At 51.0% G+C, this 14,359-nt stretch carries 8 protein-coding genes; 2 read left to right on the top strand and 6 right to left on the bottom strand.

Translation table 11 applies throughout. The features are described 5' to 3' along the window. Positions 1 to 266: 266 nt before the first annotated feature. Complete coding sequence (locus MGMO_RS00040; protein WP_023492947.1) at positions 267 to 1,730, bottom strand: sigma-54-dependent transcriptional regulator; 1,464 nt, start codon at positions 1,728 to 1,730, stop codon at positions 267 to 269. Between the two features lie 148 nt (positions 1,731 to 1,878). Here MGMO_RS00040 and MGMO_RS00035 point away from each other — a divergent pair, with 148 nt between their 5' ends. Beyond that, positions 1,879 to 2,529, top strand: a complete 651-nt coding sequence (locus tag MGMO_RS00035) for a PspA/IM30 family protein (RefSeq protein WP_023492946.1) — start codon at positions 1,879 to 1,881, stop codon at positions 2,527 to 2,529. Between the two features lie 10 nt (positions 2,530 to 2,539). Continuing rightward, on the top strand, positions 2,540 to 3,856 hold the full coding sequence (locus MGMO_RS00030) for a hypothetical protein (protein ID WP_023492945.1): 1,317 nt from the start codon (positions 2,540 to 2,542) through the stop codon (positions 3,854 to 3,856). A gap of 238 nt (positions 3,857 to 4,094) precedes the next feature. Here the strand turns inward: MGMO_RS00030 and MGMO_RS00025 are convergent, their stop codons facing one another. The 5 genes from MGMO_RS00025 to MGMO_RS00005 all read right to left on the bottom strand — a co-directional run bounded on the left by MGMO_RS00025 (position 4,095) and on the right by MGMO_RS00005 (position 14,205). Next, a complete protein-coding gene (locus MGMO_RS00025) occupies positions 4,095 to 4,304 on the bottom strand; it encodes a hypothetical protein (protein WP_023492944.1) in 210 nt (69 codons plus the stop codon). A gap of 34 nt (positions 4,305 to 4,338) precedes the next feature. Next, positions 4,339 to 5,364 (bottom strand): hypothetical protein, encoded by a 1,026-nt coding sequence (locus tag MGMO_RS00020; protein ID WP_023492943.1) that lies wholly within the window; start codon positions 5,362 to 5,364, stop codon positions 4,339 to 4,341. Positions 5,365 to 5,518: 154 nt separating this feature from the next. Further along, positions 5,519 to 6,046 carry an REP-associated tyrosine transposase gene (locus tag MGMO_RS00015; protein ID WP_023492942.1) on the bottom strand — a complete coding sequence of 176 codons (528 nt, stop codon included), beginning with the start codon at positions 6,044 to 6,046 and terminating at the stop codon, positions 5,519 to 5,521. A 219-nt stretch (positions 6,047 to 6,265) separates the two neighbouring features. Beyond that, entirely contained in the window at positions 6,266 to 11,833 is a 5,568-nt protein-coding gene (locus MGMO_RS21235; protein WP_023492941.1) for an RHS repeat-associated core domain-containing protein, read from the bottom strand. After that, on the bottom strand, positions 11,800 to 14,205 hold the full coding sequence (locus tag MGMO_RS00005) for a PKD domain-containing protein (RefSeq protein ID WP_023492940.1): 2,406 nt from the start codon (positions 14,203 to 14,205) through the stop codon (positions 11,800 to 11,802). Before MGMO_RS00005 ends, MGMO_RS21235 begins: the two co-directional genes overlap by 34 nt. Positions 14,206 to 14,359: the final 154 nt, after the last annotated feature.

Genomic DNA, 14,359 nt, shown 5'->3' with positions numbered 1-14,359 from the left:
AATTGAGAAGATGTTTATCCGCTTGTTCATGCCTAAGCAGTTATAAATGATCACAAGCCATCAAAATTGAAGGGCTGGTTTTGATCTTTGCGACGGACTGCAGTTGACAGCAAGAGTGGCTTGTCATGACAATCTTGAACGCCCGGTCATGGCCGACAATGTATGCGTTGGTTGATATGAGCCAAGGTCGGCTTTATAGAAGCGTTGAGTATTTATATAACTTATTGAATAAAATAGTGGACGTCTGTTGTTACCTACAGTTCACCCTAGTCAATATATTTCTTTACCGTCCGCCTGTCCAAACCCGCAATTCTGGCAACCGTCTCATAGCTATGGTGCTGGTCGTATAAAAATCGGCAATAATTTTGCAAGAGTTGTTGGGCCGACAGGTAATTGCCTTTTGCATCCGCTTGAAAAAAAGCATCGTTAGCTTGTTTTACGGGTACTGCTGGTTGACTTTGGTAACTACCCGTAATACAAATTCGCCTAATGCATTGCTCCAATTCCCTGACATTGCCGGGCCAGTGGTAAGTTTTGGGGACGACTTCCTGAATTCTTGCTTCAATCCGGTCGGTAAGGCCTTCATCCGGCGATTCAATTACGCGATGTAATAAACTGGCGATTAACTCCCTCAGTTCATCTGGGTTTTGGCTAATGCGTTCGCGTAAGTTCGGCAAAGTTATAACGTCGGAACATAAGCGGTAGTAAAAATCCTTTCTAAACTGCCCAGACTCCATTAATTGTTCAAGTGGTCGATTGGTGGCGCTGATGACCCGGCCCTCAAAACGTTGTTGGTCATGGCTGCCGACTGGGCTATAAAGTCGGTCTTGCAGCACATTCAGCAGTTTAACCTGGATAGGGATATCGATTTCGCCAATTTCGTCGATAAACACCGAGCCATGCTTGCTGCATTTGGCGAATAAGCCAGGATGGTTCTCAAAAGCGCCGGTAAAAGCGCCTTTTTTGTGTCCGAACAATTCCGATTCCAGGACGCCGGTAGAATATTGAGACAAGTTGATAGCCTTAAAGGATACAGTAAAGCTTTCCACAAACCGTCGGGATCCGTCATCGAAAGGAATATAACCAGAGCAACCAATCGCTTTCGCCACCAAGCTTTTGCCGGTGCCAGTTTCGCCTAGCAACAACAGGGAGAAATCTTCCATGCGTCGGCACAGGTAGTTGAGGTACCACACTGGGTTGAAAGTAAAAATGTTGTTCCACAGCCGTTTGCGTAATTCGACGATGGCCGTGCTCGTTCCGGACACCGCTTCGTCAATAAAGCGGAATGCCCGTTGTAACTGGAACAACAAGGCGATGTAGTGCGTCGTTTCTTGGCGGGTAAAACCCGCCCTTTCAAATTCTTCGGTAATGGCCAGCGCAAAGGGCAATTCCAAAGCCTTATCCCCGGTTCGCAGCTGTGCCTTAATAAAATCATCAAAACGCTGTTGATAGCCGTAAAAAACTCTAACCAACCATGCCAATTTCATGGTCTCTTGGGTTTTGCCTTGATATTGGCGGGTATCGAAACGGTGATGCCGGGCCAACGCCTGGAATTGGCTGTCAATTTTTTCGAGCAATAGCTTTCGCCGCTCCGTAACCGAAACGGCTTGTGGATGCAGGTTGAGTATTTGCCAATCGGCCTGCTCGCGTTCGTGGCTGAATGGGTTCACAAAAGACAAATCGGCGATTTTGGCAAAAAAAGCGTACTGTTCAGGATTTAGTTTGTTCATATTATGTATAAGGTGTATTCATAATATGAATATAGCTCATGACAACCTACATGTGAAAATATTTAACTTATTGTAATTCTATAAATTAATTAGCTGGCATCCATATTGCTATTCCTTATGTGTCATCAATCATTCAAAGGAAAGCAGTATGAACAGTATAAAACGACTTTTTTTCACCCTGAAAGCCCAGCTAGACGATGTCGCCGACGATTTTGAAAACCACGAAGCCGTTGCTGGAGTTGCTATCAAAGAGCTAGAGGCTTACCAGGGCAAAACCCGCATCCACCAGCATCGCTTACAAGAGATGATCCAACAGTTTGAAACAAAACTGGCTGACCTGAATAAAGAAGCTGAAAACTGGTCGGCACGGGCAATCAAATTAAAAAGCCAAGACGAGGGTAAGGCTTTGGAATCTGTCAAACGCTTGCTTCAAGTCCAAAAGCAAATAAAGGTAATTGAACCGGAACTCACCAAGGCCAAGGAGCAATTCATCCAATGCCACCAAGATATGACCGACATCCAGGCGCAACTGCATGCCTTGCATACCCAAAAAGAGGTGTTGTCTGCCCGGCAAAACCGGGTTCATATGCAGTCTTCTTTACGTACCGAACACATCAATCCTGCAATCGGGGCGCAGGCGATATTTAAGCGTTGGGAGCAATCGGTGGTTGGTGCTGAACTGACCGGCCCGATACCACCCGTCAAAGACAGTTTTGCCGATGAATTTGTCCAGGAAGAAAGCGCATTGGAACTGAAAATGCTACTCGATGAACTCGCTACCAAACAAGCCACTGAATAGGAGAATTCACATGTATATCAGCGATTATCACTTGGACTCAACGGATGTCAGCAACCCAAACGAATCCGTGCCGCAAACATCCAGCAGCCAAATCATCCGTTATCTGCGTTGGGCAGGCAGCCTGTTGGTTATCCTGTCGGCTGTCGGGTTTATGTTTCAAAGCCATGCCGATTTATTGCCCGCGCACCGTTATTGGGTAGGGTTGGCGATTGTCTTGGCCTTATGTGCAGGGGGTTTGGTGTGCAATTATGGGCTGAGGGAGCGCACGGGCGCACGGTTGTTCTTCGCTCTCGGCGCAGGTTTCTTACCGGTACAAATATCCCAAGTCAGCGCCATGCTTTATGCCTATGTAAAAGGTGGACAAGCGCCAAAGCCGGAATTTACTTGGTTGCAATTTGGGGATGTCCATCCGGTATTGATTGCTATCGATTTAGGAATAACCGCGCTTTTATTGATAGCGGTAAGCTACACGAGCTTTTCCATGCTGGCTAAACGGCAGGTGAAAACACTTATGCTAGCGGCCTTGCTAGGCAATCTTTGCTTGCTCTTGCCAATTCGGGATGGCCTTGGTTTGACCTTTATGATCGCCTTGTTGTTTGCAGGGATAAATATCATTGAGCGCAAATTCCAACCGGACAGCACAATGAAACTGGCCGAAGGCGTGACCGCCAGGGCTTTGGTAAGCTTGCCATTGCTGATAATCATCGGCAGAAGCCTGTTATATCCGATGTCATTTTGGTTGGCTATAGTCGTTACCGCTATCATCGCCACCATCGGCATTGTCGATGTAAAGCGGTATACACAATCAGCATTGGTGATTTATGTAGGTCAATGTGTAGGCACACTCGCCGCCTTGTCTATTTGGCCGATGACAGTGGGGCATTTTGTTGGCTTATCAAATAATTTTTACAGCCTGATGATTCCAGTTGCCTTACTGTTATTCGCGCTATCGACCCAAGTTGCTTACCATGCCAAGGCCTACCGTTCGTTTGCTTCGATACTGGCCACAGGCTTGGCTTATGCCGCCTTGCTGAATGTCCAAGCATTCGCTCCACTATTGGCCTTATCGACAGGTATCGCCTTGGTCAGCATGGGTGGGCTAAAGTACCGTGAAAAAATCCCTTTCTTCTTTGGGCAATTGAGTTTCTTGGGCGGCATCCTGTTTTACTGTGGATATGTGGTTGATGCTTACAGCAATGCACCTTGGCTTTTTTCAATAGGTTTGGGCTTGGCAGTGCTCATGTTGGCTTCAGTCCTAGAAAAAAAGCATCAGTTAATTGTTCATGCTTTTGAAAATTATATGAATGAGTTGAAGGATTGGGAGTAAGAGTTAATTTCGCACAGCCTGAAAAAATTTGGTTACAACCCTACAAAGGAAGAGTCTTGTGGCTATCCCATTGATTCTTCCTTCCTTGTAACATTAAGGCCACAGTCCCCTTAATCAGCGGACCTCTCAAGACCGGACATTTGACCGGTTCATTATTTAGTCAAAGTAAAATCGACCAAACCGACCCATACCGGTAATTCACGGTGCTGGTTCAAAATCCTCCCTCCTAACCGGACGTTCAGGTGATCGCCTTATTGATGTAGTCTTTACGTCCAGCTTTGTACTGCTCTGATTTCCTGTCTCCGCCCCTGGCTTTCGGTTCGGCGCGGCGGTTTAGCTGGACTTGGATGCGTTGTCTGAAGCGATCGTTTCCCAATACCCAGGATTTGTTGGTCGCAGCACGGATGTCGTTGATGGATTGCTCAGGGATACCTTTTAAGTACAACACAGCCTTATCAAAGGCTATGCCATCTTACGGGTTGCTATTGGCTGTAACCACCTTCCAAGTAACGGGCAACGATTCGCCGGTTGGGGCTGTGGCAAACGCTTGGTGTTTCGGAGTAGGTTAAGCATTCCGGTTGCCCATCGGAAAATGTGAGGGTGACCCGTCCGGCTGTTCTTCCCATCATTCCTTCCCAAATGTAGGGGGCAAAAACACGCATGGGGCGACCCAACTGGTCGAATTCCCCGATCGAAGCGGTGGTCACGCTACCGTCGATAAACCGTGCGAATGCGCCCCAGCGTTTGGTGTCATCAAGGACTAAATCTTCAATGAGTTTACGGTAGTTTTGATCCTTGAAGGTTTGGCCTATGGGTGGCGAGATCACGGCAGGATCAGTTGCTTCGCCGCCTAGCTTTATGGGCTGCTTGTTTAAGGCGAAAAGCCGCAGGTTGTCTTCAAACCGGATCAATCCCGGAGCCTTACACGCATTGTTCTGAACCAGGGAACTCATATCGCTGGCTATCGCCTGTGCGTCTCCAATCAGCCCTACCAATTTTGGCAGGGCATCAGGTCGGGTTAAATCGCCAAATGATCGGCTCAGTTCCCTCCCAAAATCGGCAGTTCTTTGCCTGTGGACTGTGTTCAGGGCATCATACAATGCGGGTTTGGCAAAAAAGCGGGTCTTTACCGTTTTGTAATGATTACAGGTTCGACTAGTCTCAATCCCTGTATAGGGATTTCCGTAGATATCCCAACCGTCACACTCCTGCCTGGTCATTTGGACCATGTTATGTGGCAGCGCATTGGAACAATGATCCGAAAAAGCCTCCAAATATTGTTGAAGCAAGATGCCGAACCGGTCGTCGGTACGGTCTAAATCGACATTTACGAAGTCACCTTCGAAAATCTTGGCTATCAGGGCATTGTTTGTGAGTCCGCTGGTTTTCAAGGCAAGAAGTTCTTTATTGGCCGCCCCGGTCTGTGGAGGCGCAGCGAAGGCCGTGAGACTCGTGGTCAATAAAGTTGCACAAATACCGATAACCAATATGGTTGACGTTATACGCATGGTTTTTGTTCCTTTTTTTGTTTAGTCATTGTCTCCTCACCATTCACATCCTTAGCACAAGGGGTGGATTACTCATACGAATCCGCACTACACACCACATAATTTAACCGCCATACGGACATTGGTTACTACGATTCACATGCCATACGACCTTTTAATGTTCAAAATCCAAAGATTCATCCTCAAAACCAAACCAATCAAACAGATACATACCCAATCGTACATAACGATGGAAAGACGAATAAGGCCACTCAATTACACGCTTTACCAGCTTATGTTTCACCGGATTAAAGTGAATGTAATCCAAATGGTTTGCAAAATCTCGTTCATCACGAATCGCATGTTCCCAAAATCGTCGTTGCCAAATGCCCCGCTCCTGTTTTTGATTTCGGCTTTTAGAAATCCGTTCGCCTGTTTCGATATTTCTGGAAAAAGCGGATTTAATTTGCCGCCAACGCAGACTGAAATCATTATCTTCCTCGGGTAATGTCCATACCGTGTGTAAATGGTCAGGCAAAATCACAATGGCATCAATTTGAAACGGATGATCTTTTTTGACCGTGCGGAAAGCATCCCGCAACAGATCAACATGTTCAGTCAACAATTTCCGTTTCCGCTCCACCAAGTTGACCGTAAAAAAGTAAGTCCCTCCCTTCACCCTGTAGCGTCGATAGTCGGTCAATTGCGTAATTCCAGGCAGAAAAAAAACGGTTCGGTCAAACGTAGGATGGGTAGAGTGAAACGAAACCCATCAAAACCATGCCAAAATATGCACAATGGCAAATCGAAGTGCATCATCCCTTTCAAAAAAATTCAACATAACCATATACCGTGCCTTCGTTCGTGATGGGTTTCGGCTACCGCCTCTACCCATCTTACGGCCTTACCCGCCATACGGCCATCATAATGCGGGGTGTCCATTGTTTGAAAATGCATCGCCAAATTCGTTTTGATCTTGAGATCTCTCTTTGGGAGATGGATCTAAAAACCCTGGATGAGACACTTCACTAAAATAGGGTTGTTTTATCTCCCCGTAAAGTTTCTCTTGGTACTCTTCAAAAGAGTCCGGTAAATTTGAGCCTAAAGTTGAAATACTTTCAAACGCATCTGGAGGAATTTCACAATATTGTGGACTTGAAGACAACTTGTCGGGTACAACCTCGCAAGATATTTGGAACACGTCGCAGGCAAATTTAATTCTTCCCGGAAGTTGGGACATTCTGGCTATCCATCCCGCCCATGTCGTTATGGCTCTTGAAGCGTTGAGTACACCAAGAAGACTTTTTCCTTGAGGATCAACAAAATTTAATACTCGATTATTTACGTATGAATATATATTTGAATCTCCACTTTCGAACCCAATCGGATCCTTAACCGTCCACCTTCCTACCAAGGAATCATAATCCCTAGCCCCAAACCGAACCAACCCCGTATCCTTATCATAAATCCCTCCCGCAAACCCAAACGGCTGGAAGCTTTCATTACTATTAAAAGTCACATTCCCCCAAGCGTCATAATCCATGCGTTGCACGACAGCATTGGTGGCGGTATTGACCACCAGCTTGGGTGAACCGAGGTGATCTTTGAAAATGCGGTAAGTGACGCCGCCCTTAATCATGAAGTCCGGTGAGTTAACGCCGATGCCGTAGACAAAGCGGCTGACGATATTGCCGCTGCCGTCCAGTTCCGCCACGGGTTTAAGCTGGGACTGGTAAATAAAGCCCTGTTCCAATACGCCGTTGCGTTTCTTGCCGATGCGCCGGTTCTGGCCGTCGATAACGTATTCAATCCGGGTGGCAGTCGCGTCCGGCAGGTTGACTTCGCGCAGGTTGCCGAGCACATCATAACGGTAGGTCGTCGTCGCCGTACCGATGGTCTTGGTCTTGAGTTCACCATTGGCGGTGTAGTCGTAGGTGATATTGTTATACCTTAACAAACGATCCTGGGCATCGTAGTCGGCAATCGGCGAGCCGTTCAGGAAGGCGCGGTTGCCGTTTTCATCGTAGCCGTAGCTTTCTTGTACTAGCCCAGCCCGTTTTACTTCGGCTAACCTTCCGGCGGTGTCGTAGGCGTAATCATAAACTTGAGTGACACCGGCAATGGTTTCGGTCTTTTTGGTAATCCGTCCGAGCTTGTCGCGGATGAATTCAGTCTTGAACAAGTCGATCGTACCGATTTTAGCCAGATAAATGGTCATTTCGGCAAAACCGTTGTAGGTGTAGCTATCATTGACGTTGCCGAGTGCAGTCCCTGTCAACAGGCCGTTTTGGGGATTGCGGGTCAGGTTGAGCGCACCAGCCTGTAGCAGTAGGCTATCCGCATCGTAGGTATAAGCGACTGGATTCGCACCGTTTACACTCACCGAAGCAATGCGGAAATCGTTGTCGTAGGCATAGCCGACATTGCCGTTGATTGTGCCATTCCAGGTGGTTTGGGTGAGCAACGCACCGTTGTAGGTATAGGCTAGGCCTTCATTGCCAGGGGCGGCAATGCTGGCCAGTTTTCCCGTCGTGGCGTTGTAAGCGTAGGTGGTGTCACCTTCCGGCGTATTCAGCACACTCAAGCGGCCTGCGCTGTCGTAGGTGAAGTTAAGCGTCAGCGCATCAGGCCGGGTGATCTTGGTCAACGCCTTGTCGAGGTCGTATCCGTACAAGGTATTGGTCGTGCCGCTGCCAGAAACCACCGGCGGCTTGTATTCGGTCACCTGGTCGATGGCATTATAAGTAAAACCGTGCGCGGGTTTGCCCGGTGGAGCTAACGACGTCAAGTTGCCTTTGGCATCGTATCCAAACAGGATTTGACGGCCATCGGGCAGGGTTTGGGTGGTTACCCGTCCGGCAAGATCGTACTGGTAAGCCACTTGCCGCCCGATTCGGTCGGTGACATTGGCGAGGTAGCCTTGCGGGTTGTAGGCGAAGTTGACCAGACGTTCATCCAGACCTGTACCTTGGGCGACAGTTGCCGGACGGCCTTGTTGGTCGTAGGTGTTAAAAACAGATTCAATACCCGCTACCGTAGTTTGTTTGATGCGACCAAGGTCGTCTATCAGTACAGTGCTTGTCCGATTGGCTGCACTGGTTGATGTGAAGGATTTGGCCGCTTGATTATATGTCAGCGTTGAGGAAGTTCGGTCGTTAATCGAAACAGTGTCGGTCAGCGACGTTAGGCTGAGCGGATTAAATGGATCGCTGAGGCTGACCGTCCGGTTTGAAGTAGTGTGCAGGGTTTGCCCTCCAGTCGTTAAGGTCATATCTTTGGCAAACGGCGCTTGCATGGCAAAGCGGGGATCGGCTGCTTGCTGTACGTTATTGACTGTGCCATCCGCCGCTGTCGAGACCACTGTACCATCTGGCTTCTCTAGTGTATTTGAGGTGGTGTTGTCGGGTTGCAGGTGGGTGCGCTCGCGGTCGCCAGTGGCCTTGTTAAGCACGGTATGGGTTGTCACCCGGTTCAACCCTGTCTTAACGGCCACCTGATGCCCATCAGTCACTTCGCTGCGCGTTAACGACAGGCTACCATTAGCGGCATTGGTATCGACCAACAGGCGGCCTAACGGGTCGTAGTTTATGGATGAGGTGTTGCCGCGTGGGTCTTTGAAGGCGGTCAGTAAGCCGTCGGCGGTGTAAGTCATCTCGTAGGCTTCATTGGCCGGGTTGGTCACTGTTGCCAGATAGCCATTGGGGTTTAAGGTGAGCGCTGTTTTTTGGCCGAATGGTGCGGCAATTGCCGTAGCCTTGCCGATGGCATCACGCTCGACGGTGGTAATGAGGCCATCGCCATCGACAATTTCCTTGAGCAAGCCATTGTCATAGTTGAATTTGTATAAGTCCGCTCCCGTATAGGTGTTGACGGTACTCAGGTGCCGACCAGCGGAATCGAAGGCGTACAATTGGCCGCCGTCAGGAGAAGCGATAGCGAACTCCGCCCCCAAGTTGGCGCGGAACGGGTTTTGTACTTTTTGGACAAGCCCTGAGCCGCCGCCAGAGGAATTGTCGGAGGCAATGTACAATGCTCCGTCACTGCCAACGGACAAACCCTCCTGTAATGTCTGCATGGGCGCACCGGCTGCAATGGCCGTCGCCTGGCTTGTTACGGAGGTGCCATAGACTCCACCACCTGCGTAAGTCGTGATGATCCCATCAGGTGTCACACGCCGGATGCGTGGCGGAAAACCCGTCCTGGAATGTTGTGCAATATATAAGGTTCCATCGGGCGCAACCGCCAAGGCGGATGCGTTGTATATCCAGGCTAAACTTGCAGGCCCTCCATCACCAAGTACGGATACTGTACCTGGCCCGACAACTGTATTTACGATACCGTCGGGCGTAATCTTAAGGACTTTAGGCGCACTCGTAGTAATGTACAGGCTGCCGTCTGATGCCAGAGCGATATCACTCGGAAAACTGAAAGATGCATTGAGTGCTGGTACACCGTCGGCGGTGTTCGTCACAGCCGAGCCAGCGAAGAGTTCCACTTCGCCAGTTGGGGTTACCCGATAAACGCGGCCATTGAAGGTATTCTGCAAGACATAGGCAATGCCATCGGGCGCAATTTCAACTGACCAGGCATCGCCATTGGTTCCAGGAATCGTCGCGACCGTATTGATGATGCCGTCCAGGCCGATGCGGCGGAGTTTGCCTGTATACCTTTCAATAACATACACGCTGCCATCGGGCGCAAGGGCGATATCCCTAGGCTGTTCCAATAACGCGTTGGTTGCGAGGCCACCATCGCCAGAGACTAAGTTATTACTGCCAGCCACCCGTAACAGTGTTCCGTCCGGGCGAAGCTTGTAGAGGCGATCATCACCAAGGAAGTACAGACTCCCATCTGGGCTTGCACGTACTGCACTGACACCTCCGAAGCTGCTATTCTTGGCTAGGCTTCCATCCGCAGGGAAGAGAGCACCACCACGACCCGCCAATACGGAAATGACATCCGATTTTGTGGAATTGCCGCTGAGCCTATCGCCATTGCCTAAATAAAGGGTCTCACTGTTGACATCAAAAGCATGATGGGCATCGAGCGTCCATCCGGCTATGCCCTGCGCGCGGGCATCCCAAGCCCCTAAAGGCACAGAATATTGTTGCCAGATAACGATTTCCGAGCGCGCCGGGATGAGGTCGAAAGGAATACCATAAGGCAAGCTGAATGATCGATCCGAAGGTGCAGGTTCACTGTAGTTGGTGCTATAAGCATAACCAATCCTGACGGTCGCAGTTTGGCTACCTTGGACGGATTTGCCGTAGGCGTTCTTGCCGTCCCAGGTGTACGTCGTCGACTGGCCAGCAAGCGCAGGGAAGGTTTGCTGGTAGCGCTGACCAGCAATGTAAACTTCCAGGTCAATCCGGACTAAACTTTCTGGAATACCTCCTATGCTTAAAGGAATATCTAATGTATACGCCGACTTACGCCCAACAGTCCTATCACTGCGGTAATTTAGCGACATTGAAGTGCCAGTAACAGGGGTAGTTTCACCAAGGATCTGGTTTTCACATTCGACTATGGAATTAGACCTTAATGAAGAACATGATAGTTTAGAAATAGCCTCCACAATAGCAGTTAATTGTTTTGCGGCCCTGGCTAAGGCTGATATTGCCCCCCCAAAATTACAATCCCAACTGCTCAAATGGCTGACTTGTACCCGCCATAGCGTCTGACCTCCTGCATATAGCCCTGCTAGGGTGGTGCGTTCCTGGTCGGTGATGCCAAGTGCAGCCAGCGTTGCCGCATCGTCAGCCACGTCGTCACCGTTGGAATCAATATCCACAATGCCATTATTAATGGCCAATATTTTGATGACCTTGCCGTTTTCGGAAGGCACCCAGACCGCTTTGTCTTTGTTGTAATAGCCAACGGGAACCGCCGTGCCGACGGGGAAGTTCAGGAAATTGTTGATATAGAACGGTACGGGGCGGTCGAACAGGACATCCTTGCCGTCGATTTTGGTATTGGCTTCGTCCGCCTTCATCTCGAAGGCATAGGTATAGGCACTGGTCGGTGGCAATGGCCCAGGCATGGATTCGGGGCCGTTGTCGCCGACGGTGTATTCGGTTAGGCGCAGGTTGAGGCTGGTGACTGTGCGTGTTGTACCGTCCTGGTTGTAGACTTGGGCTTGTGTGCCTTGTGGGATCAACAGGGTGGCTTGCCGTGTGCCGTCAGCGTCGGTGATCGGGTTTCCCTGGGCAACCTGGAAGGCTTGGGTGGTGTTGGTCAGGTCAATGGCATTCAGCTTAGTGTCTTGCTGGATAAGGATCGCATCATCTGCGAACACATAATCCTGCCAGGGGGCGTTGACCTGCCGTTGTGACGGCAAATAACCTGTCTTGGTATAATTCACGGCTAGCACCCCGCCGCCATTCACAACCATATCAAACATACCATCCGCTCGGCTCAAAGTCTGTCCAAATTCGGGATGGCTGAGGATAGTGATAGTTACACCGGATAGCGGAGCGTTCTGTTTGTCCATGACCTTGCCGCGAATGACGGCGGCGCGTTTGGCTTCAATCGTGCCTTGGGCGACGCCGGTCTGGATAGGGTTAGCGCCTTTGTACAGGAATTCGGTCGCGGCAAAGGTGGTGGTAGCCACGGTCGGGTCGATAACCGGGGCGGCAGGTTGCCGCCGCCGGTTGATCCGGTTGATATTTCCAGTGCAATGGCGGTGTTTTTGGCGACTGAGGTATTGGCTGCCGGATCCTGGCTGATGACATTGCCTGCGGGAACGGTGGCGCTACTGGCTTGGGTTATCGCGCCTACGGTCAGGTTTACGCCGGTAATGGCAGTCTGGGCGGCGGCCTGGCCTAAGCCAACGACATTGGGGACGTTGACGTTAGCAACTTTGACGGTAATGGTGAAGCTTTGCTGAACCGGGGTTGATTTGTTGTCGGTGACGGTTACCGTTATCGGGAAGTCACCGACCTGGGTGGCATTCGGTATCCAGGTAATCAAGCCTGTGCCGGTTATGGCCATGCCTTGCGGCGGGTTGTTGATGAGCGCATAGTTAAGTGGGTCGCTATTGCCATCTATGGCAGTGACCTGATAACTGTAGCCTTCACCTTCGGTCGCCTGGGTGACCGGGATGGAAGTGAATTCCGGCGGCACGTTGACCGGAACGGCGGCTTCCACGGTAATGGTGACGGTATCAGGATTGCTGGCTTCCTTGCCGTCGTTGACTATCAGTTCTATTACGTAAGTTCCTGATACATCGCCCGTAAAGCTGGGTGTTGCGGTGGTATTGCCTGTTAAGGTGGCACTGCTGCCAATCGGCTTGCTGGTGAATGACCAGGCATAGGTTATGGCATCATTATCGGCATCATTGGATGCAGTGCCATCAAGTTGAACCAAGGTGTTGAACGGCACGGTTTGGTCTGCCCCGGCATTGGCCACGGGCTTGGAATTGAGGGTGGAGATGGTTACAGTGGCGGGATCACTGTCCACAGTGCCGTCATTGACAATCAACTGGGCAACGTATGTACCCGCCTTGTCGGCGGTAAAGGACGGTTGGGCGCTGGCGGGGTTCAAGAGCGTTGCCGTGCTGCCGGTCGGTTTGGCGGTGAGCGTCCAGGCAAAGATCAGGGTATCGCCGTCGGCATCGGTGGAATTTTGGCCGTCGAGGTTGGCCAACTGGTTGAGGCCGACGGTTTGGCCTGCCCCGGCATTGGCTACCGGCTTGGAATTCAGGGKGGTAATGACCACGGTATCGGCCAAGCTTTCTACCACGCCGTCCCTGACCAGCAATTGCAGGGTGTAACTGCCGGGTTTGTCCACGGTAAAGGTGGGCTTGACGGCGGCGGGGTCAGACAAGGTGGCGGTGCTGCCAGTGGGCAGGGAGGTGAACGACCAGGCGTAAGTCAGTAAGTCGCCATCGACATCGGTGGAGGCAGAGCCGTCCAGGGTGACAAGGGTATTGACGGCAGCAGATTGGTCTGCCCCGGCATTGGCCACGGGCGGGCTGTTTTCAGTGGTGACGGTGACCTGGGCGGCTTGGCTGTTGGCCTTGCCGTCATTGACAATAAGCTGGAGGGCATACGTGCCGGGCTTGTCCACGGTAAAGGTGGGCTTGACCGCCGTCGTGTTCGACAATTGGGCGACGCTGCCGGTGGGTTTGGCGGTAAACGACCAGCTATAGGTCAATGGGTCGCCATCGGCATCGGTGGAGCCGCTGCCGTCTAGGGTAGCGGTGGTGTTGACCCGCGCCCGTTGGATGCTGCCCGCATCCGCGACCGGCGGGACGTTGAGGGTGCTGACAATGACGGTATCAGGAGTGCTGTTCACCAAGCCATCGTTGACCACGAGCGAGCCGACATAGGTGCCGGACTTGTCCAGGAACAGGGTCGGGTTGGCGCTGTTGGGGTTGGCCAACAGGGCGGTGCTGCCCGCTGGCTTGGTTGTCAGGTTCCAGTTGTAGGCCAACAGGTCGCCGTCAAAGTCGCTGGAACCGCTGCCGTCCAGGGTGACGGTGCTGTTAAGCTGCCCGGACTGGTCGGGGCCGGCGTTGGCAACAGGTGCGGTGTTGGCAGACTGGCCGTTAATGGAAAAGGTGATGAAGGAGCCTTTCTTGCCAGTGACCAGGAAAGTGAGGATATTGAGCTTGTTCAGCTTAACCGATTTTTCGACACTGGCCGTTTTTGCCGTGAGGTCGCGGAGTCCCACGACGATCTTGGCATTCAGCGTAATTAACGCACTATCGACGCGGTTTAGCCCGGTTGGGGCGCCGTTCTGGACTGACAGGGTATATTGGCCAGTCGGCGCAGCGACCTGAAAAAAGCGGAAATACAGGCCACGGTTGAAGGTTTCCGGGCCGTAGACGGCTTTTCCGGTCGTCGTTGCGGCGGAGGCCATGTAGGCAAAGATGCCAGTGGCCAAAATGAGAACCAGCGAACTTAAAAGGGCATTGTTAATAAAGTATAGGCTTTAGCTCGCCGTTCCATTTGAGCATCAAAAGCATGACGGAATATTTAAGCATGTCTTTGCTTTTGCTGTAGCACTTCGACTT

The sequence above is a fragment of the Methyloglobulus morosus KoM1 genome (genome assembly GCF_000496735.2).
Lineage (GTDB): Bacteria > Pseudomonadota > Gammaproteobacteria > Methylococcales > Methylomonadaceae > Methyloglobulus > Methyloglobulus morosus.
This window is presented reverse-complemented; position numbering and strand designations above follow the sequence as displayed.